At 69.7% G+C, this 19,828-nt stretch carries 19 protein-coding genes; 3 read left to right on the top strand and 16 right to left on the bottom strand.

The window, feature by feature from the left end; all coding sequences use genetic code 11:
- Window positions 1-67: 67 nt before the first annotated feature.
- The 7 genes from ACZ5CR_RS42750 to ACZ5CR_RS42720 form a co-directional block, all read right to left on the bottom strand.
- Complete coding sequence (locus ACZ5CR_RS42750; protein ID WP_468868361.1) at window positions 68-1,045, bottom strand: zinc-binding dehydrogenase; 978 nt, start codon at window positions 1,043-1,045, stop codon at window positions 68-70.
- 118 nt (window positions 1,046-1,163) lie between these two features.
- A complete protein-coding gene (gene hemB, locus ACZ5CR_RS42745) occupies window positions 1,164-2,153 on the bottom strand; it encodes a porphobilinogen synthase (protein ID WP_468868359.1) in 990 nt (329 codons plus the stop codon).
- An 89-nt stretch (window positions 2,154-2,242) separates the two neighbouring features.
- Window positions 2,243-3,901, bottom strand: a complete 1,659-nt coding sequence (locus ACZ5CR_RS42740; protein WP_468868358.1) for a bifunctional uroporphyrinogen-III C-methyltransferase/uroporphyrinogen-III synthase — start codon at window positions 3,899-3,901, stop codon at window positions 2,243-2,245.
- Window positions 3,898-4,857, bottom strand: coding sequence for a hydroxymethylbilane synthase (gene hemC, locus ACZ5CR_RS42735; protein WP_468868356.1), 960 nt, complete (start codon window positions 4,855-4,857; stop codon window positions 3,898-3,900). The genes ACZ5CR_RS42740 and hemC overlap by 4 nt, the downstream gene beginning before the upstream one ends.
- Entirely contained in the window at window positions 4,854-6,602 is a 1,749-nt protein-coding gene (locus ACZ5CR_RS42730; protein ID WP_468868354.1) for a glutamyl-tRNA reductase, read from the bottom strand. Before ACZ5CR_RS42730 ends, hemC begins: the two co-directional genes overlap by 4 nt.
- Window positions 6,599-7,354: a redox-sensing transcriptional repressor Rex gene (locus ACZ5CR_RS42725; protein WP_468868351.1), complete on the bottom strand. Its 756-nt coding sequence runs from the start codon at window positions 7,352-7,354 to the stop codon at window positions 6,599-6,601. The genes ACZ5CR_RS42730 and ACZ5CR_RS42725 overlap by 4 nt, the downstream gene beginning before the upstream one ends.
- Before the next feature lie 314 nt (window positions 7,355-7,668).
- A complete protein-coding gene (locus ACZ5CR_RS42720; RefSeq protein ID WP_468868349.1) occupies window positions 7,669-7,947 on the bottom strand; it encodes a glutaredoxin family protein in 279 nt (92 codons plus the stop codon).
- Window positions 7,948-8,107: 160 nt separating this feature from the next.
- Between ACZ5CR_RS42720 and ACZ5CR_RS42715 the strand changes: the two genes are divergently transcribed.
- From ACZ5CR_RS42715 to ACZ5CR_RS42705, 3 genes are all read left to right on the top strand, one after another.
- Window positions 8,108-9,058: an HAD family hydrolase gene (locus ACZ5CR_RS42715; protein ID WP_389912777.1), complete on the top strand. Its 951-nt coding sequence runs from the start codon at window positions 8,108-8,110 to the stop codon at window positions 9,056-9,058.
- A gap of 301 nt (window positions 9,059-9,359) precedes the next feature.
- Window positions 9,360-10,151, top strand: a complete 792-nt coding sequence (locus tag ACZ5CR_RS42710; RefSeq protein WP_389912780.1) for an ECF subfamily RNA polymerase sigma factor, BldN family — start codon at window positions 9,360-9,362, stop codon at window positions 10,149-10,151.
- Window positions 10,152-10,417: 266 nt separating this feature from the next.
- Window positions 10,418-11,656, top strand: a complete 1,239-nt coding sequence (locus ACZ5CR_RS42705; RefSeq protein ID WP_468868346.1) for a DUF5667 domain-containing protein — start codon at window positions 10,418-10,420, stop codon at window positions 11,654-11,656.
- A gap of 74 nt (window positions 11,657-11,730) precedes the next feature.
- Here ACZ5CR_RS42705 and ACZ5CR_RS42700 read toward each other — a convergent pair whose 3' ends face one another.
- The 9 genes from ACZ5CR_RS42700 to ACZ5CR_RS42660 form a co-directional block, all read right to left on the bottom strand.
- Complete coding sequence (locus ACZ5CR_RS42700; protein WP_468868342.1) at window positions 11,731-12,816, bottom strand: lysophospholipid acyltransferase family protein; 1,086 nt, start codon at window positions 12,814-12,816, stop codon at window positions 11,731-11,733.
- 14 nt (window positions 12,817-12,830) lie between these two features.
- The gene (locus ACZ5CR_RS42695) at window positions 12,831-13,877 is read right to left on the bottom strand and encodes an NAD-dependent epimerase/dehydratase family protein (RefSeq protein ID WP_468868339.1); all 1,047 of its coding nucleotides are present in this window, start codon (window positions 13,875-13,877) and stop codon (window positions 12,831-12,833) included.
- Window positions 13,878-14,217: 340 nt separating this feature from the next.
- Window positions 14,218-14,316 (bottom strand): 30S ribosomal protein bS22, encoded by a 99-nt coding sequence (locus tag ACZ5CR_RS42690; RefSeq protein WP_003948845.1) that lies wholly within the window; start codon window positions 14,314-14,316, stop codon window positions 14,218-14,220.
- 126 nt (window positions 14,317-14,442) lie between these two features.
- Window positions 14,443-14,652 carry a helix-turn-helix domain-containing protein gene (locus ACZ5CR_RS42685; protein WP_157869005.1) on the bottom strand — a complete coding sequence of 70 codons (210 nt, stop codon included), beginning with the start codon at window positions 14,650-14,652 and terminating at the stop codon, window positions 14,443-14,445.
- Window positions 14,653-14,786: 134 nt separating this feature from the next.
- Window positions 14,787-15,602 carry a phosphatase gene (locus ACZ5CR_RS42680; protein ID WP_468868336.1) on the bottom strand — a complete coding sequence of 272 codons (816 nt, stop codon included), beginning with the start codon at window positions 15,600-15,602 and terminating at the stop codon, window positions 14,787-14,789.
- Between the two features lie 109 nt (window positions 15,603-15,711).
- Window positions 15,712-16,887 (bottom strand): acetoin utilization protein AcuC, encoded by a 1,176-nt coding sequence (locus ACZ5CR_RS42675; protein WP_468868332.1) that lies wholly within the window; start codon window positions 16,885-16,887, stop codon window positions 15,712-15,714.
- A complete protein-coding gene (locus ACZ5CR_RS42670; RefSeq protein ID WP_468868330.1) occupies window positions 16,838-18,073 on the bottom strand; it encodes an MFS transporter in 1,236 nt (411 codons plus the stop codon). Before ACZ5CR_RS42670 ends, ACZ5CR_RS42675 begins: the two co-directional genes overlap by 50 nt.
- A 99-nt stretch (window positions 18,074-18,172) precedes the next feature.
- The gene (locus ACZ5CR_RS42665; protein WP_468868324.1) at window positions 18,173-18,883 is read right to left on the bottom strand and encodes a VC0807 family protein; all 711 of its coding nucleotides are present in this window, start codon (window positions 18,881-18,883) and stop codon (window positions 18,173-18,175) included.
- 146 nt (window positions 18,884-19,029) lie between these two features.
- Window positions 19,030-19,674 carry an HAD family hydrolase gene (locus ACZ5CR_RS42660; RefSeq protein ID WP_468868321.1) on the bottom strand — a complete coding sequence of 215 codons (645 nt, stop codon included), beginning with the start codon at window positions 19,672-19,674 and terminating at the stop codon, window positions 19,030-19,032.
- Window positions 19,675-19,828: the final 154 nt, after the last annotated feature.

Raw genomic sequence — 19,828 nt, 5'->3', positions numbered from 1 at the left:
ATGGCAGCGCGCTCGCCACCGCGCTCATCGAGGCGGGCCACCCCACCACCGTGGGGAACCGCACGGACTACGGCACGAGCACGACCTTCCCCGTGGTCTCGCGCCGCTCCATCGCCGCATGGGCCCGAGCCGCCTGGGCCAGCGGGAACGTCTGCACCGCGGGGACCAACTCCCCCTTGGCTGCCGCCTCCAGGGCCCGCCGCTCGCGCTCGGGCCCGTCCTCGGGCCGCTCGATCAGCCGTCGCAGCGCGTTGGTGACGGTGATTCCACGCTCCTCCACCACATCCGCGTCCGGCTCGAACCCTTCCTGCGAGGACCAGCCGATGACCACGTGACGCCCGCCCTGACCGATGAGTCCGAACGCGGCGGCGGACTTCTCCCCGCCCACTCCGTCGAGCACGACGCTCACCTGCCGCCCGCCGAGCCGTTCGCGCACGACGTCCGCCCAACCGGGCTCGTTGTAGTCGACGGCGAGATCGGCGTCGAGTCCCCAGACGGCCTCGACCTTGTCGGCCCCACCGGCGGCTCCGACCACGACCGCCCCGAGCGCGACGGCGTACTGCACCACGAGCCGTCCGACGCCACCGGCGGCGGACGTCACCAGCACCACGTCGTCGGAGGTGAGTCGAGCGGAGTCCAGGAGCCCCATGGCCGTCGCCCCGGTCATCACCATGGTCACGGCGGTCTCGAATCCGAGGCCGTCCGGCACCTCGTGCAGCTGCGCGACCTCGGCCACCGCGAGCTCGGCGTACCCGCCGGGCGCACTGCGCGGGGTCACGACGGCCCGCCCCAGCCACGCGGGATCCACGCCGGGGCCCACCGCGTCGACGACCCCGGCGACCTCCCCGCCCAGGACGGAGGGCAGCTCGGGCAGCGGCGGCGCCATGCCACTGGCCGCACCCCGCCGCATGACGGTCTCGATGAAGTGAACTCCCGCCGCCCGCACGGCGATACGCACCTGGCCCGGCCCCGCGACGGGGTCGGGCCAGGTCTCGTACGTCAGGTTCTCGGCGGGCCCGAACTGGTGCAGGACGACAGCGTGCATGGCGTGCTCCTCAGAACGTCGGAACGTCGGGACGTGGGAACGTCTACGCACACCACCCTGCAACCTCAATCAAACTTGAGGTCAAACCGGAAGCCGAACTGGCACCCCGGTCAGAGCCTCAGAGCCGCCGCGCCACCTCGGTGGCCCAGTACGTGAGGATCATGTTCGCGCCCGCACGCTTGATGCCGGTGAGCGACTCCATGATCGCCTGGTCCCGGTCGATCCAGCCGCGCTCGGCGGCGGCCTCGATCATCGAGTACTCACCGGAGATCTGGTACGCCGCCACCGGCACGTCCACGGCGTCGGCGACCCGCGCGAGGATGTCCAGGTAGGGCCCCGCGGGCTTCACCATCACCATGTCGGCGCCCTCTTCGAGGTCGAGCGCCAGCTCCCGCATGGACTCCCGGGTGTTGGCCGGGTCCTGCTGGTACGTCTTGCGGTCTCCCTTCAGGGACGAACCGACGGCCTCACGGAAGGGGCCGAAGAAGGCGGACGAGTACTTCACCGTGTAGGCGAGCACGGAGACGTCCTCGTGCCCGGCCTGGTCCAACGCATCCCTGATGACGCCGACCTGACCGTCCATCATGCCGCTCGGCCCCACCACATGGGCGCCCGCGTCGGCCTGGACCTGCGCCATCTCGGCGTACCGCTCCAGGGTGGCGTCGTTGTCTACGCGCCCCTGGGAGTCGAGGACACCGCAGTGGCCGTGGTCGGTGAACTCGTCCAGACACAGGTCGGACATGACGATGAGGTCGTCGCCCACCTCGGCGCGCACGTCGCGCAGGGCGAGCTGGAGAATCCCGTCCGGATCGGTGCCGACGGTCCCGGCAGCGTCCTTCTTCTCCTCCTCCGGCACTCCGAAGAGCATGATCCCGGAGACCCCGGCCTCCATCGCCTCGACGGCGGCCTTCTTCAGGCTGTCGCGGGTGTGCTGGACGACGCCGGGCATGGCGCCGATCTCCACGGGCGCGCTGATTCCCTCGCGCACGAACGCGGGCAGGATCAGGTCAGCGGGGTGCAGCCGCGTCTGGGCGACCATGCGCCGCATGGCGGGCGTGGTACGCAGCCGACGGGGCCGCGACCCGGGGAACGATCCGTACTTGGTCACTGTCTCTCTCACCTCACGAAAGATTCCGGCCCCGGCTGAAGGATCTCAGCCGGGGCCAGGGAGCAACTAGCTCAACGATGCCGGACCCTTCAGGGTGCCGTACGCCTGCGCCGCGACCCGGGCCGCCGCTCGCTCGGCCTGGTGACAGGGTCCCCCGCCTCCAGGGCGGAGAGTCTGCGCCGCGTACCGAACTCGGCCAACGCCTCGGCAAGCTTGTGGACGGAAGGCTCCGGAGCCATCACGTCCACCCGGAGCCCGTGCTCCTCCGCGGTCTTGGCGGTGGCGGGGCCGATGCACGCGATGACGGTCACGTTGTGCGGCTTGCCCGCGATGCCGACGAGGTTGCGCACGGTCGACGACGACGTGAAGAGCACGGCGTCGAAGCCGCCGCCCTTGATCGCCTCACGCGTGTCCGCCGGGGGCGGCGACGCGCGCACCGTCCGGTAGGCGGTCACGTCGTCGACCTCCCACCCGAGATCGATGAGCCCGGCGACCAGCGTCTCCGTGGCGATGTCGGCCCTCGGCAGGAAGACCCGGTCGATCGGGTCGAAGACGGGGTCGTACGGCGGCCAGTCCTCCAGGAGACCCGCGGCCGACTGCTCACCGCTGGGCACCAGGTCGGGCTTCACGCCGAAGGCGATCAGCGCCGCGGCCGTCTGCTCGCCCACCGCCGCGACCTTGATCCCGGCGAAGGCACGCGCGTCGAGCCCGTACTCCTCGAACTTCTCGCGTACGGCCTTGACGGCGTTCACGCTGGTGAAGGCGATCCACTCGTAGCGACCCGTGACGAGTCCCTTGACCGCGCGCTCCATCTGCTGGGGCGTGCGAGGCGGCTCCACGGCGATGGTCGGCACCTCGTGAGGCACCGCCCCGTAGGAGCTCAGCTGGTCGGAGAGCGAGGCCGCCTGCTCCTTCGTACGCGGAACGAGCACCCGCCAGCCGAAGAGCGGCTTCGACTCGAACCACGAGAGCTGGTCGCGCTGGGCCGCCGCGGACCGCTCGCCGACCACGGCTATGACGGGCTGGCCCCCGTCGGGCGACGGGAGGACCTTCGCCTGCTTGAGTACCTGCGCGATGGTTCCCAGGGTCGCCGTCCACGTGCGCTGACGTGTCGTCGTACCGGCGGCGGTCACCGTCAGCGGGGTGTCGGGCTTGCGCCCGCAGGACACCAGTTCACCGGCTGCCGACGCCACGGAGTCCAGGGCGGTCGACACGACCAGGGTCCCGTCGGACGCCCCCACCTCGCTCCAGCAGCGGTCGGACGCGGTGCGCGCGTCGATGAAACGCACGTCCGTGCCCTGGGCGTCGCGCAGCGGAACACCCGCGTAGGCGGGTACACCGACCGCCGCCGCGATGCCGGGCACGACTTCGAAGGAAATGCCCTCCGCGGCGCAGGCGAGCATCTCCTCGGCGGCGTAGGTGTCGAGGCCGACGTCGCCGCTGACGGCACGTACGACCCGCCTGCCACCCCGTGCCGCCTCCATGACAAGATTGGTGGCGGCTCGCAACGCCGACGCTTCAGCGATCGCTGACGCGCCGTCAACTGCCCCTGGCTGAGGTGTGTCCACACCTCCCTTGGCATGCGCGCGTACGACGTCGAGCACATCAGGCTCGGCGATCAACACGTCCGCTCGGGCCAGCGCCTCTACGGCGCGCAGCGTTAGTAGTCCCGGATCTCCGGGTCCGGCACCCAGGAAGGTGACGTGCCCGTGTGCGGGAAGGCCGGGAAGGTTCGAGGTGGGGCTCAAAGTGCTCGCTCCCCCATCAGACCGGCCGCGCCCTTGGCAAGCATCTCGGCAGCGAGTTCACGGCCGAGCGCCAAGGCTTGGTCATGCGTCTCGGGCACGGGACCGGTGGTGGACAGCTGCACCAGCGTCGAGCCGTCGGTTGCCCCGACGACGCCGCGCAGGCGCATCTCCTTGACAATCTGCCCGTCGGCCAACAGGTCGGCCAGCGCTCCCACAGGTGCGCTGCAGCCGGCCTCCAGGGCGGCGAGCAGGGATCGCTCGGCGGTCACGGCGGCCCGGGTGTACGGGTCGTCGAGCTCGGCGAGCGCGGCGGTCAGTGACGCGTTGGACGCGGCACATTCGATCGCCAGTGCCCCCTGGCCGGGGGCGGGCAGAACTGTGTCGACCGACAGGAAGTCGGTCACCTCGTCGATCCTGCCGACGCGGTGAAGTCCGGCGGCGGCGAGCACGACGGCGTCGAGCTCACCCTTGCGCACGAATCCGATGCGGGTGTCGATGTTCCCGCGGATCGGCACGGTCTCTATGGCGAGCCCGTGGTTGCGCGCGTAGGCGTTGAGCTGCGCCATGCGGCGGGGCGAACCCGTGCCGATGCGCGCGCCGCTCGGCAGCTCCGGGAACGTCATCCCGTCGCGCGCGATGAGTACGTCGCGGGGGTCCTCGCGCAGCGGCACCGCGGCCAGGGCCAGGTCGTCCGGCTGCGCGGTCGGCAGGTCCTTCAGCGAGTGCACGGCGAAGTCGACCTCACCGCCGAGCAGCGCGTCGCGCAGGGCGGTCACGAAGACGCCGGTGCCGCCGATCTGTGCCAGCTGCTCACGGGACGTATCGCCGTACGTCGTGATCTCCACGAGCTCTACGGCGCGGCCGGTCACGCGGCTCACTGTGTCGGCCACCTGCCCGGACTGGGCCATGGCCAGCTTGCTGCGCCGTGTCCCGAGCCTGAGTGCCCTCTCGGTCATGCCCGGCCTCGTTTCGGGTCTGTTTGCTGTGCGTTCTGCGGTGCGTTCTGATCGGTGGAGTCGGAGTCATTGAGCTTGTCGGCCCTGCTGACGGCGGCGACCGTCTGCGGGTCGAGGTCGAAGAGGGTGCGCAGCGCGTCCGCGTACCCGGCGCCGCCGGGCTCGCCCGCCAGCTGCTTGACCCGCACGGTGGGCGCGTGAAGCAGCTTGTCGACGACGCGGCGGACGGTCTGGGTGATCTCCGCGCGCTCCTTCTCGGCAAGTCCGGGGAGCCGTCCGTCGAGCCGCGCGATCTCGTTCGCGACGACGTCGGCGGCCATGGTGCGCAGGGCGACCACGGTCGGCGTGATGTGCGCGGCCCGCTGCGCGGCACCGAAGGCGGCGACCTCGTCGGAGACGAGTCCGCGGACCTGCTCCACGTCGTCGGCCATCGGGGCGTCGGCGGAGGCGTCGGCGAGCGACTCGATGTCGACGAGGCGTACGCCGTCGATACGGTGCGCGGCGCCGTCGATGTCACGGGGCATCGCCAGGTCGAGCAGGGCGAGCAAGACGTGGCCCGTCTCGACGATCGAGGGGCCGCGGCGGCGCTCGGGCATCCGCCCGCCGGCGGCCACGGCCGCGGCGAGCGCGGCGATGGTGTCGGCCTCGCTCTGGGGGTCGTCACGGCGCTCGGCCGGTGCGTTGTCCACCCAGGCGGCGTGCTGCTCCAGCGTCGCGGCGTCCATCCCGGCGACGGCGTCCTCGCCCATGACGGAGAACCCGACCCCGCGGGGTACGGCGGTTCCGTCGCCGGAGAGCCCGAGCGGACACGCCTCTTCGGTGTCGGGGGCGGTGTCGTACGCAGCGGAGGCGGACGAAGAACCTGTCGCCGGTACGCGCGGTGCGCCCACCCCGACGGGCACGCCCGCACGGTCCTCGACGGCGGCCGCGACGGCGTCGGCGGTCAGGACGAGACCCGTGGCGCCGGTGCAGGACACGGCGACATCTGCACGTGTCAGTTCGGCCGTCACCTCGTCCATCGGCACGGCGCGCGCGATGGTGCCCGTGCCTCCTTCGGAGAGGATCTCCGCGAGGCGGTGCGCCCGGTCGAGCGTGCGGTTGGCGACGACGACCTCGTGGACCCCGGCCCGCGCGAGCGTGGCCGCGGCGAGCGAGGACATGGATCCGGCGCCGATGACCAGGGCGCGCTTGCCCTTGGCCCACGTCTCGACGGGTTCGCGCCCGGCGAGCTGTTCGAGCCCGAAGGTCACGAGCGACTGCCCGGCCCGGTCGATGCCGGTCTCCGAGTGCGCGCGCTTGCCGACCCGCAGGGCCTGCTGGAAGAGGTCGTTGAGGAGGCGCCCGGCGGTGTGCAGCTCCTGGGAGCGCGCGAGGGCGTCCTTGATCTGGCCGAGGATCTGCCCCTCGCCGACGACCATCGAGTCCAGGCCGCAGGCCACCGAGAAGAGGTGGTGGACGGCCCGGTCCTCGTAATGGACGTAGAGATAAGGGGTGAGCTCTTCGAGGCCCACACCGCTGTGCTGCGCGAGCAGGGTCGACAGCTCGGCGACGCCCGCGTGGAACTTGTCCACGTCGGCGTACAGCTCGATGCGGTTGCAGGTGGCGAGCACGGCCGCTTCGGCCGCGGGCTCGGCCGCGAGGGTGTCCTGCAGGAGCTTGGCCTGTGCGTCGGCGGCGAGGGCGGCCCGCTCGAGCACGCTCACCGGAGCGCTGCGGTGACTCAGCCCTACGACGAGAAGACTCATGCCGGCATCACGGCGGGGACGTCCCCGTCGGGTCCTTTCCGCTGCTGCTTGGCGGCGACGGGCGCCACGGCCTCGTCGGCCGCCGCTTCCTCACCGGCCTTGCGCTGCTCGTGGAAGGCGAGGATCTGCAGCTCGATGGAGAGGTCCACCTTGCGTACGTCGACGCCGTCGGGCACGGAGAGAACGGTGGGCGCGAAGTTCAGGATCGAGGTCACACCGGCGGCGACGAGCCGCTCGCAGACCTGCTGGGCGGCGCCCGCCGGGGTCGAGATGACGCCGATGGAGACGCCGTTGTCACTGATGATCTTCTCGAGGTCGTCCGTGTGCTGCACCGGCATCCCCGCGACGGGCGTGCCCGCCATCGCCGGGTCGGCGTCGATCAGCGCGGCGACACGGAAGCCGCGCGAGGCGAACCCGCCGTAATTGGCAAGAGCCGCACCGAGATTACCGATACCGACGATCACCACGGGCCAGTCCTGGGTCAGGCCGAGCTCGCGTGAGATCTGGTAGACGAGGTACTCGACGTCGTAGCCGACACCGCGCGTCCCGTAGGAACCGAGGTAGGAGAAGTCCTTGCGCAGCTTCGCGGAGTTGACCCCCGCGGCGGCCGCGAGCTCCTCGGAGGAGACCGTGGGCACCGAGCGCTCCGACAGAGCGGTGAGGGCTCGGAGGTACAGCGGAAGCCTGGCGACGGTGGCCTCGGGAATCCCTCGGCTGCGGGTCGCCGGTCGGTGAGTTCGGCCAGTTGCCACGGTGCTCCTGCGGGTAGAGCGGGGCTGCAGGCGGTCACACGTCCCCAGACCGCCCCGTCCCCTGCAGGCTATGTCTTTGTGAACGCGTGCACAAAGATGGTGTCCGATTTGCCCGGCCAACGTGACCGGGGTCACGCGCCCCCGACGCACTCCCCGGGAACCGGCGCGCAGGTGGCAGCATTGCTCAGTTGAAGGGGGCAAAACCGCACACTCTCCTCACGATCATCGCCCCCGAGACCAAACCGCCCACGATCCTAAGGGACCATTCGGGCCACTTGGACTACTCAGTCAGTCTCGATCAGTCTCGATTCGGACTACGGAGCGAGCGCGCGGCGCAGTCGATCTTCGTCCACGCGCCAGAACGTGTGCTGCTCACCGTCCACCAGAACCACCGGAATCTGTTCCCAGTAGGCGCGGTTGAGTTCTTCGTCCCGCGTGATGTCCTTCTTCTCCCAGGGGACTCCGAGGTCGCCGCAGACCTTCTCGATCACCAGCTGTGCGTCATCACACAGATGGCAGCCGGGCTTACCGATCAAGGTGACCGTCCGGTCCTGGGGCTTCTTCTTCTCCGTACGGCGAAAAATCGGGCTCATGACTCCATTCTCGCCCCCTCGACGCGCCGCACGGGCCGCCTGAGTACCCGCCGAGCACCGGCCCGAGTACCCGCCTGTTTAACGGTGCGGTCGCGGAGAGTTCACAGCGTCGAATCCTGCCGACTCCGGATCGACCGAACGAACTAGCTATGCTCACGACATGGCCGCTCTCGGATGGCTCACCCCCCGTAGGCGCTCCGCCACCGCGCGGAGCGTGTTGGCAGGCGAGGCCTCGGCTGAGGCAGCGCGCAAGTCCTCCCAGGAACTGGAGGCACTGGACGATCTGGCGGCGGAGTCCGCGCCCGAGGAACCGGAGGAGCCCGAGTTCCCCGTCGTCGGCGACGACAAGGCCGCGGCCTTCTTCGACCTCGACAACACCGTGATGCAGGGCGCCGCGATCTTCCACTTCGGCCGCGGCCTCTACAAGCGGAAGTTCTTCGAGCGCCAGGAGCTGGCCCGGTTCGCCTGGCAGCAGGCGTGGTTCAGGCTGGCCGGTGTCGAGGACCCCGAGCACATGCAGGACGCCCGCGACAGCGCCCTGTCCATCGTCAAGGGCCACCGCGTCGCCGAGCTGATGTCCATCGGCGAGGAGATCTACGACGAGTACATGGCCGAGCGCATCTGGCCGGGCACGCGCGCCCTGGCCCAGGCCCACCTCGACGCGGGCCAGAAGGTCTGGCTGGTCACGGCCGCCCCGGTGGAGACGGCGACGATCATCGCCCGGCGCCTCGGCCTGACCGGCGCGCTCGGCACGGTCGCCGAGTCCGTGGACGGCGTCTATACGGGAAAGCTCGTCGGCGAACCCCTGCACGGCCCGGCGAAGGCCGAGGCGGTCCGCGCGCTCGCCTCGGGCGAGGGCCTGGACCTGGCCCGCTGTGCGGCGTACAGCGATTCGCACAACGACATCCCGATGCTCTCGCTCGTCGGGCATCCCTACGCGATCAATCCTGACGCCAAACTGCGCAAGCACGCACGCGAGCGGGACTGGCGCCTGCGGGACTACCGCACCGGCCGCAAGGCCGCCAAGGTGGGCATCCCGGCCGCCGCGGGTGTGGGCGCGCTCGCGGGCGGTACGGCCGCGGCCATCGCCCTGCACCGCCGCCGCCACTGAACATTCTCTCGGTCCTACCCCGCCCGGGCTCCCGCCAGTCACGTTGGTAGCACCCGACCACAACACGCCTCGCGCATAGCCGGAATGTGAACCATTTCGATCAACAACCGATCACCGTCCGCTACTTGAACGGGCATCGACCGGCTACAGAAGCGACGTAATCGGCGATTTAAGCAACTGGGTGTAGTGCTGCCTGTACGAAGCGTTATTCTCCTCAGACGCATTACGGACCCCACGCGTCGCTACGACGGGTGAACGGTTCCGCACTGCACGTGATGGAAGCTCTGCCTCTGGGAGTCCCGTGTACCCACACGTCGGGGTTGACGCCTCGGGCCTGGCTACGCTGCGCGCAACGGTCGCTGACCGCTTGCGCGGCTTCGTCCCCACCGCGTACGCCGGCCCCGCCGTCCCCGCATTTGCCGTCCCCACACCCGCCGGGCCCGTCTATGCCCTGGCGGACAGCGGCGCGGCGGTCAGCAGACGGGCCCGTTCCGCCTCTGCCGCCACCTCAACCCCCACCCACCGCCGTCCCGCCGCGGACAGCGACAGCGCCCGCATGATGGACCTCGTCGAACGCGCCCAAGCGGGCGAGTCCGACGCCTTCGGCCGTCTCTACGACCAGTACAGCGACACGGTCTACCGCTACATCTACTACCGCGTCGGCGGCAAAGCGACCGCCGAAGACCTCACGAGCGAGACCTTTCTGCGCGCCCTGCGCCGCATCAGCACGTTCACCTGGCAGGGCCGCGACTTCGGCGCCTGGCTTGTCACGATCGCCCGCAACCTGGTCGCCGACCACTTCAAGTCGAGCCGTTTCCGCCTCGAAGTGACCACCGGCGAAATGCTCGACGCCAACGAGGTCGAGCGCAGCCCCGAGGACTCCGTCCTGGAGTCCCTCTCGAACGCCGCACTGCTTGACGCCGTGCGCCGCCTCAACCCCCAGCAGCAGGAGTGCGTGACCCTGCGCTTCCTGCAAGGCCTCTCGGTCGCCGAGACCGCTCGCGTGATGGGCAAGAACGAGGGCGCGATCAAGACCCTCCAGTACCGCGCGGTCCGCACGCTGGCCCGGCTCCTGCCGGACGACGCGCGCTAGCGCCGCGCACCGCCGATAGCCCTCTGTAGCCGTGCGGAGTCTTCAACTCACCCTCCGTGGCGGCCAGATGGCCGTCACGGAATTAGGGCGGTCCGATCATCCTCCGTCCGTAACCCAAGTGCCGCGACGCTCGTTGTGCGGGATGCAGGCTCCCTGTGGTCGCCCCTGAACACCTCCGCTCACTCGATCGTGTGGAAGTGCTCAGGTCGTGCAACCCTCAGGACCCCCTGGGGAGTCGATCGTCATGACGAGAGGAGGTGCCGCCAGTGATCGCGAACGTATCGGCACACCGGCGGGCGAACGCCTTCGCCCAGGACCTGGAGGAGCGATCCGACCAGGCCCCGGCGGCCGAGCAGTCCGAAGGTTCCGTCACATCCGATTCCGGGCCGTCCGAACAGACGGCCTCGGACCGGATGCTGACCCTCGCGACCGGACTCGGCGAGCTGCCGAAGCCGGAGCTGGATCCCGAGGTCAAAGTGGTCCAGCGGGCCCAGCTCGTAGCCGCCATGGAAGCCATGCTCCTCGAGGGCACGGCCGCGGGCGCTGGGACCATCGGCACCTCGGTGCCCGAACAGCGGTCCCGCAAGGGTGCCCACCGGGCCACGGGACTGCGCAAACTGAAGCCACGCTCCAGACTTTCGAAGGGCATCGCCGCGGGCGGGCTCACCGTCGGTGTGGCCGCAGGGGCGTTCAGCGGAGTGGCCGCGGCCAGCTCCGACGCGCTGCCGGGCGATTCGCTGTACGGCCTGAAGCGCGGCATGGAGGACCTCAAGCTCGGCATGGCCGACGGCGAGAGCGACAAGGGCGGGATCTATCTCGACCACGCCTCGACGCGCCTGAACGAAGCCCGTCGGCTCATGGAGCGCGGCCGCTCCGGCGACCTCGACCACGAATCCCTCGGCGAGATCAGGCGCGCCCTCTCGGGCATGCGGCACGACGCCACGGAAGGCCACCGTCTGCTGCACGAGGCGTATGAGCGGGATGGTTCGCTCGGCCCCATGCAGACCCTGTCCGCCTTCTCGGAGTCGCACCGCAGAAGCTGGCGCGACCTGCAGAGCAGGCTGCCCGTCCAGCTCGGCGACGTGGGCGAGCAGGTGAACTCTGTCTTCGACGCGATGGACCAGGAAGTGGACCCCCTCCGCTCCCTCTTCCCCCGCACCCCGGAGAAGGGCGACGCCCCCGGCCGGCCGAGCAAGTCGGACTCCTCCGGCTCCTCGACCCCGGACAGCCCCTCGGCACCGGACTCGTCCCCGAGGGACGGCAAGAGGGCCGACAAGGGCGAGCCCCGCCCGTCGGCACCGGACAAGGGCGAGAGCGACGGCTTGCTCGGCGGCAACACGGGCGGCCTCCTGGACCCCCCGAAGTCCGACACGACCCCGAGCAGCCCGTCGGACGGCGACACATCGGGCAAGGAGACCCCACCGGCCAAGCCGGACGTCACCGTGCCGCCGATCCTTCCCGGCCTGCTGCCGGGCTTGGGGATCGACGAAGAGGACGCGAAGTAACCAGCTGACCAGCTGGTGCTCAAACGCCGGAGGGGCTGATTTTCAGCCCCTCCGGCGTTTGAGCAGCGGGGTCTTCAGAAGAACACGGACCGCCGCTGCACGAGCAGCTTGTACAGCGTGTGCTGAATCTGCTCCCGCACCTGATCGGTCAGGTTGAACATCAGCATCGGGTCCTCGGCCGCCTCCGGCGGATACCCGTCCGTGGGAATCGGCTCCCCGAACTGAATCGTCCACTTCGTGGGCAGCGGCAACGCCCCGAGCGGCCCGAGCCACGGGAACGTAGGCGTGATCGGGAAGTACGGGATACCGAGCACCCGCGCCAACGTCTTCGCGTTCCCGATCATGGGGTAGATCTCCTCCGCCCCCACGATCGAGCAGGGCACGATCGGCGTCCCCGCCCGCAACGCGGTGGAGACGAACCCACCCCGCCCGAACCGCTGCAACTTGTAGCGCTCGCTGAACGGCTTCCCGATGCCCTTGAACCCCTCCGGCATCACCCCGACCAGCTCACCCCGCGCGAGCAGCCGCTCGGCATCCTCCGCGCACGCCAGCGTGTGCCCCGCCTTGCGCGCCAGCTCATTGACCACCGGCAGCATGAAGACGAGGTCCGCCGCGAGCAGCCGCAGATGCCGCCCCTCGGGGTGGTTGTCGTGCACGGCGACCTGCGTCATCAGGCCGTCGAGCGGCAACGTCCCGGAGTGGTTGGAGACGATCAGCGCCCCGCCGTCCGACGGGATGTTCTCGATGCCCTTCACCTCGACGCGGAAGTACTTGTCGTACAGCGGCCGGAAAAGGGACATCAGGACCTGGTCGGTGAGCTCCTCGTCGTAACCGAAGTCGTCGACCTCGTAGTCACCCGTGAGCCGCCGCCGCAGAAACGCGAGGCCACCCGCGATACGCCGCTCCAGGCCACCGCCACCGTCCCGCGGCTCCGGTACGGCCCCGACGCCCGCCCCCGTCCCGGCAGCCCCCTGCCGCGAAGCCTGCGGCTCGGCCCTCTCCACCTGCGGATCCCCGTTCTGCTGGCCCGGCATGGCCGTGACCTCACGCACGGCTGCCGGATCGTTCTTGCGCCGGGCCGCGCCCCTGCGCCGCGCCGGGCGCTGCGTACCCGCGCGCGACCGGTCGTCATCGAACGGAATGACCTTGGCGTCCGCCATCGTTGACGCTCTCCTCAGTTGGCGCTCTGGTTGCCCGCGAAGGGCAGCGTGGCGATCCGGTCGATGGCCCCCGCGACGGCCTGCGGCGGCAGAAGTCCCGGACCCCGACTGCGTACGAAATCCGCGAAGGTCTCCGCGGTCGTGTACTTGGGGCTGAAGCCCAGTGTCTCGCGCATCTGCCGGGTGGCCACGACCCGGCCGTGGGTGAGCAGCCTGATCTGCTCGGGCGAGAAGTCCGTCATGCCCAGGGTGCGCAGCGCCTGGCCGACCCAGGTGACCGCGGGCATGAACACCGGCAGCGTCGGCCGCCCCAGGCGCCGCGAGCACTGCGAGAGCAGCAGCAGACCGTCACCCGCGATGTTGAACGTGCCGCTGTTGAGCGTCCCGCGCTCCGGGTCGCGCGCCCCGAGGCACAGGACCTCGATCGCGTCGTCCTCGTGCACGAACTGCAACCGAGGGTCGTAGCCGAAAACCGTCGGCAGGACCGGCAGCGAGAAGTACTCGGCGAGCGGGGAGTCCGCTGCGGGCCCCAGGATGTTCGCGAAGCGCAGCACGCAGACCGCCACGTCCGGGCGGCGGCGCGCGAATCCGCGTACGTAGCCCTCGACCTCGACGGTGTCCTTGGCGAAGCCACCGCTGGGCAGCGACTTCGGCGGCGTCGTCTCGGTGAAGACCGCGGGGTCGCGCGGCGCGGAGCCGTACACGTTGGTGCTCGACTTCACCACGAGCCGCCTGACCGTCGGCGACTTCTGGCAGGCGCCGAGCAGCTGCATCGTGCCGATGACGTTGGTCTCCTTGAGCGAGCCGCGGTTTCCGCCGGCCAGCGCGGTGCCCGTGACGTCCATGTGCACGACCGTGTCGACGGAGAACTCGGCGAGCACCTTGGCGATCGCGGGCTGCCGGATGTCCGCCTGGACGAAGTCGGCGCCGCCCAGGTGATGCTCGGGCGGGACCGCGTCGACGGCGACCACCCGGTCGACCTCGGGGTCCCGCAGCACGCGTCGGACGAACCGCCCGCCCAGTTGTCGGGCCACCCCGGTCACGAGCACGACCTTGCCCAAGATCAGCGCCTGCCTTCCCCAGCCCTCGAAGTCCTGCCGCGCCCCATCATGTCCCTCCCGGCACACGCTAGCGGGTCGATGTTGCGCTGTGATGACCGCCCGATGCAGGAAGTGACGACAGCCACGACACACGCGCACGGACCTGGCCCTATGCCCAGACCAGGACGTACACCGGATCGGGACGCACATCCTGCCCAGAGCGTACGTTCGAAACAAGCCCCCGAGCGGTCCGGCACGGCCCGAAAACCGGCCGGAAGACACCACGGCGAGTACCCCGAAAACACCGAAACCCTCCCGTCGGATGACGGGAGGGTTTCGGGACACGCGATCCAGCTGTCGCTTACTTCTTGTTACGACGCTGAACGCGGGTGCGCTTCAGCAGCTTGCGGTGCTTCTTCTTGGCCATCCGCTTACGCCGCTTCTTGATAACAGAGCCCACGACTACCCTCGCTCACTTCTCATCACTCGGTGCGGGGCAGCTGTCTGGGCCCACACGACCTACGTCGGCCCTAGCCTACCCGCCCCCGGGTGAGGGACGTAATCGAGGGGGATCGATCGGCTCCGATCAGCCCGCCTCGACTCCTACATAGGACTCGCGGAGGTACTCATGAACCGCCTGCTCCGGTACCCGGAAGGACCTTCCGACCCGGATGGCGGGCAGATGACCACTGTGCACCAAGCGGTACACGGTCATCTTGGACACTCGCATCACCGAGGCGACTTCCGCCACGGTCAAGAACTGAACCTCGTTCAGCGGCCTCTGGTCTGCAGCCATGACACCCCACCTGAACCTTCCGCACATGTGACGGGCACCGGCTTCCCCTTCCGGTGACTCTTCGTCTCTGCGCGCTCACTCCCCAGACTAGGGGCGGATGATGCGAGTGGGGAAGAGGAGTAGCGATCGGCCGCCTACTGTGACAGACACGCTCGATTGAGTACATAGCGAGTAAGCGGTCGGTAGTAATCAGACCGCACAGCGTCATCAAGCGGAACGACGACGGACACCTGCCCCTCGGCCTCTCCGACGAACAGCGCGGGATCATCCGTATCCGCCAGACCGATCGCCTCGAACCCCAGCTGACCTGCCCCGCACACCCATCCGTGGTCCCCGATGACGAGTTCGGGAAGCGGTCCCTCAGCCTCCGCGGCAGCCGCGAGCGCGGCTCGAACCGGGAGTGGGGAGTGGGTGTGTGCGCCGGTCTCACTCCCGGTCGGACGTGCGCCGGGTTCCCGCACCAGCGCGACTCCCTGTACGTAGTCAAGGTTGTACGTGCGTAGGCCGAACCGGGTCGTTATGTCGACACTGTTGCCCTGCGCAGGGGTGAGGACAGTGCACCCCGCCGCCGACAAAGCGTCCGCCAGAGCGGCGTAGAAGCCGAGTAGCCGGTGCGGATGCCCCGTCCCGAAGAGCACGGGAAGCCGCCTTCGGGCCGCGTCCGCGAGCCTCTCGGCGTAGGCGTCGAGCGCCGCCAACGTCCGCTCGGGGTCGATGACATCGGCCCCCTGGGTGTGCCGCGGGTCAGCCGACACCCCGCACTTGTCCGCCATGAGCCCCAACAAGTCACCGCAGCCCCAGCTCCACTCGGGATCGAGCCCGAGCAGTATCCGCGGATCCCGGGCCGCGAAGAGCCGATAGCTCCGCAGGCTCTCCTCCCGCGTGGTGGCCACGGGCCCGGCAAGCCGGGCGGCCAACAGATGCGCACGCAATGCTCCGGTGCTCAACACGGGCTCGATGCTGACGCATCGGTCGGGCGCGCACCCCCAAAACCCCGGAAACCACCCACAGTTGGCCTAACGGGTGCACGGCCGTCCCCCGCAGGGCCCGCCCAGCCCTCTACGGCAACAGACCCCGCAGCGGGAAGGCGGACCGCCGAGCGGCGACCACCGCCTGATCAAGGCGATCCGCGGGGTCGTACCCCTCGGACCAGTCCGCCCAGGTGACAGGCCACCTGCCGTCACTCATCCGCACAGGCGCCAACTGCCGCGTACGCGCGAAGACTTCCTGCCGCCAGGCCTCGGGGATGTCCGCCGAAGGCAGAACCTCCCGCCCCGCGGCGATAGCGGTCAGATGCGTCCACGATCTCGGGACCACATCCACCACGGCATAGCCACCCCCGCCCAACGCGACCCACCGCCCATCGGCGTACGAGTGCGCCAACTCATGGCAGGCCACCTGCACGGACCGCTGCGCATCGAGCGAGACGGCAAGGTGAGCGAGCGGGTCCTCGAAGTGCGTATCGGCCCCGTGCTGCGAGACGAGCACCTGCGGCTGGAAGTCCGCGAGCAGCTCGGGCACCACAGCGTGGAACGCCCGCAGCCACCCCGCGTCCCCCGTCCCCGCCGGCAGCGCGACGTTGACGGCCGACCCCTCCGCCACGGAGGCCGCACCCGTCTCCTCGGGCCACCCGGTCTGCGGAAACAGCGTCCGCGGATGCTCATGCAGCGAAATCGTCAGAACCCGCGGATCCTCCCAGAAGGCCGCCTGCACCCCGTCCCCGTGGTGCACATCCACATCCACGTACGCGACCCGCTCGGCGCCCAGTTCGAGCAGCCGCGCGATGGCCAGCGCGGCGTCGTTGTAGATACAGAACCCCGATGCGGACCCCGGCATCGCGTGGTGCAGTCCACCCGCGAAGTTCACCGCGTGCAGCGCTTCCCCGCGCCACACCGCCTCGGCCGCTCCCACCGACTGCCCGGCGATCAGCGCCGACACCTCGTGCATCCCCGCGAAGGCGGGATCATCAACGGTCCCCAGGCCGTACCTGCCGTCCGCCGACGCCGGATCGACGGACGCGGCCCTGACCGCCTCCACATAGTCCTCGCGATGCACGAGCCGCAGCGTCGAGTCACCGGCACGCTTGGCCGCGACCACGTCGAGATCCCGGTCGAGCCCGAAGGCCCCGACCAGACTTCTGGTCAGCGCGAGCCTGACCGGGTCCATGGGGTGCTCAGGACCGAAGTCATAGCCCGTTACTGCCTCGTCCCACATCAGCTGTGCGCGGCCGCTCATGCCCGTCACCGTATCGGTCCGCTCCCGGAGCGAAAGACCGGGCGTACAACAAGGTCATGAGCACCAGGACCATGGGGACGAGCATCGCCGCGCGGTAGTTCCAGACGTCCCCCAGCGCGCCCACGAGCGGCGACCCGATCAGGAACCCCACGTAGTTGAAGACATTGAGCCGCGCGACAGCGGCGTCCGACGCCCCGGGAAAGAGCCGCCCCGCCGCGGCGAAGGTCTGCGGAACGATCACACAGAGACCGAGCCCGAGCACCGTGAAGCCCAGAATCCCGGTCCACGCCCCGGGCGCCACCGCCACGACCGCGAACCCGAGAGCGGCCACCACCGACCCGACCCGCACCACCGCCACGGCCCCGAACCGCCGCACGCCCAGGTCCCCGAGACCCCGCCCCAGCAGGGTCATGACCATGTAGACGTTGTACGGGACGGTCGAGACCTCCTCCGAACTCCCGAGCACGTCCTGCAGATACTTCGCACTCCAGTTGGAGACCGTCGAATCCCCGATGTACGCGAAGGTCATCACCAGGCAGAGCGGCAGAAGCAACTTGAAGACCACGGTCCCGCCCTGCCCCGCACCGCCGTCACTGCCGTCCTTGCCGTCACCGCCCTCGACGCCGGACCCGGCATCGACGTACCACCGACTCCCCACCAACGCCGTCGGAAGGAGCACCACGACCACCGGCAGATACGACACGAAGAGCGAAAGATCCCAGTGCGCCCCCGCCCACGCGAGCGAGGCCCCCGCGATCCCGCCCAGGCTGTACGCCGCGTGAAACCCCAGCATGATGCTGCGCCCGTACGTCCGCTGCAGACTCACCCCGAGCATGTTCATGGAGGCGTCGAGCGCCCCCACCGAAAGCCCGAACATTCCGAGCGCCACAGCCACTTGCCACAGCGCGTCGCCCGCGCCGACCCCGAGCAGCGCCAGGAGCACCACGGGCTGCGCCCACCGCAGCACACGGCTGGGCGGCACCCGCTTGACCAGCCACTCCGTACCCACGCTCCCGACGCCCGCGAGGATCGGCACCGCGGCCAGGAAGACGGGCAGCAGGCCGTCGGATATCCCGTACTGATCCTGAAGGGCGGGGATCCGTGTCACCAGCAACGCGAAGGTGACGCCCTGCACCAGGAAGCTGAACGCCAAAGAGGCCCTGCCGCGCCGCAGCTCATCTGTCATGGCTGCTGAGCGTAGGACCCCTGACTACCGGTGGGTAGATAGATCACCCCTTCAATTTCCTGCGCCTCCCCCGCACGCCAGGCGCGAGGCAGGCCCCCGTCACCGCCCGAGCGCGGTGACCTCCTCACTCACCATCTCCTCCATCGGGCCGACGACCAGGCGACCGCTCATCAGGAACGTCACCGTGATGGTGACCCCGGCGATCGCGCCACCGAGCCACACCATGGTGTCGACGGGCAGCGTGTAGGCCCCCAGGACCCGCGCCACGGCCTCACCGAACAGCGCCACGCCCCACATCACCGAGAACATCCGCTCCAGCCGCGCGAACCGCCCACGCTCGGCGATCAACCGCTCCCACACCGCGGTCCGCGCCGCATTCCCCTTGGTGACCCAGGGCTTGAGCCCGGCGGTCATCAACGGCCGCCCGGCGCCCACGGACAGCAGGATGGCGATACCGATCGTCGCGGTGATCCCGCTGTCCTTGGCGAGCATCAGGCGCGGGTCACCGGCGAGCAGACTGAGCAGCAGCCCGACGAGGTTCGCGGTCAGGATGAGCGCCGCGAGCCCGTTGACCCGCCGCTCCTTGACCACACTCCACGCCGTCCGCCCCGCGGGCACCACACTGCTCCAGGCGAGCGCCGCCATCGTGCCCATACCGAACCCCTTGCTGAGCAGGTAGTACGAGGCTGTGGGCACCACCGCGTCGAGCACGAGCGGCTTCAGCGACTCCCAGCGCGACTGCCGGGCGGCTGCTGTGTCCGTCGTACTGGTGGCGGTGCTGGTGGTGGCGGTGGCGGCGAGCTGGCTCATGGTGATCGGTCCTCCGTCGGCTCTGTCACTGTGTGCGTCCCGTTCGTTCTCGACGTACTCAGCTTCGCCGCGACCACCCATCGGCCGACAGAAACGATCGTCCGGACCTGGCAGTGACAAATGTCAGCCCGGACCCCAGGCCCCCGTCATACGAGCAGGTCAGCCAACTCCCCCATGTCCCCGAAGAGTTCAGTGGCCCCCGAGAGCCGCTCCGCCGGCATCATGGCGGTGAACCCAAGAACATCCATCCCCGCCGCCACAGCGGCCCGCACCCCCAGCGGGCTGTCCTCGACCACCACACACTTCTCGGGCACCACTCCCATCCGCTCGGCGGCGTACAGAAAGAGATCCGGCGCCGGCTTCCCCCGCCCCACGTCCTCGGAGCTGAAGATCCGATCGTCGTCGAACCACCGATCGAGCCCGGTCCGCCGATGCCCGACCCGGATCCGCTCATGGCTCCCGGACGAGGCCAGGCAGTACGGCATTCCGTCGGCCACCAGCTTCTCCAGTACGCCGACGGCCCCCGCCACAGGTTCGAGCTCCCGCTCGAAGGCGGCGAAGACACGAGCGTGGAAGGTCTCATCAAAATCCTCGGGCAACCGCTGCCCACTGCGCTCAAGAACAAGGTCGTGTACGCGATGGACGGCGGCCCCCATGTAGTCACGCAGGGAGTCCTCATACGTGGTGGGGTGGCCGAGCTCCGTCAAATAGGCGGCAAGGATGGTGTTGGAGAGCGGCTCGCTGTCCACAAGGACGCCGTCATTGTCGAAGATGACCAGGTCGTATCGCATAACTCGACCCTAAACGCAGAAAAGCCCCCTTGCGGGGGCCTGGAACTTGCGGGGGCCTGGAACGCAGAAAACCCCCGCACCACAAGGGTGCGGGGGTTTCCCGTCAATAATAGTTCGGCGGCGTCCTACTCTCCCACAGGGTCCCCCCTGCAGT

This window comes from Streptomyces sp. NPDC031274 (assembly GCF_055570235.1).
This window is presented reverse-complemented; position numbering and strand designations above follow the sequence as displayed.

Excerpts from the sequence above, each read along its gene's own strand:
- ACZ5CR_RS42700 (WP_468868342.1), bottom strand. The coding sequence starts at position 12,816 with ATGGCGGACGCCAAGGTCATTCCGTTCGATGACGACCGGTCGCGCGCG.
- ACZ5CR_RS42660 (WP_468868321.1), bottom strand. The coding sequence starts at position 19,674 with ATGCGATACGACCTGGTCATCTTCGACAATGACGGCGTCCTTGTGGAC.
- ACZ5CR_RS42665 (WP_468868324.1), bottom strand. The coding sequence starts at position 18,883 with ATGAGCCAGCTCGCCGCCACCGCCACCACCAGCACCGCCACCAGTACG.
- hemC (WP_468868356.1), bottom strand. The coding sequence starts at position 4,857 with ATGACCGAGAGGGCACTCAGGCTCGGGACACGGCGCAGCAAGCTGGCC.
- ACZ5CR_RS42715 (WP_389912777.1), top strand. The coding sequence starts at position 8,108 with ATGGCCGCTCTCGGATGGCTCACCCCCCGTAGGCGCTCCGCCACCGCG.
- ACZ5CR_RS42720 (WP_468868349.1), bottom strand. The coding sequence starts at position 7,947 with ATGAGCCCGATTTTTCGCCGTACGGAGAAGAAGAAGCCCCAGGACCGG.
- ACZ5CR_RS42670 (WP_468868330.1), bottom strand. The coding sequence starts at position 18,073 with ATGACAGATGAGCTGCGGCGCGGCAGGGCCTCTTTGGCGTTCAGCTTC.
- ACZ5CR_RS42685 (WP_157869005.1), bottom strand. The coding sequence starts at position 14,652 with ATGGCTGCAGACCAGAGGCCGCTGAACGAGGTTCAGTTCTTGACCGTG.
- ACZ5CR_RS42730 (WP_468868354.1), bottom strand. The coding sequence starts at position 6,602 with ATGAGTCTTCTCGTCGTAGGGCTGAGTCACCGCAGCGCTCCGGTGAGC.
- ACZ5CR_RS42675 (WP_468868332.1), bottom strand. The coding sequence starts at position 16,887 with ATGAGCGGCCGCGCACAGCTGATGTGGGACGAGGCAGTAACGGGCTAT.
- ACZ5CR_RS42750 (WP_468868361.1), bottom strand. The coding sequence starts at position 1,045 with ATGCACGCTGTCGTCCTGCACCAGTTCGGGCCCGCCGAGAACCTGACG.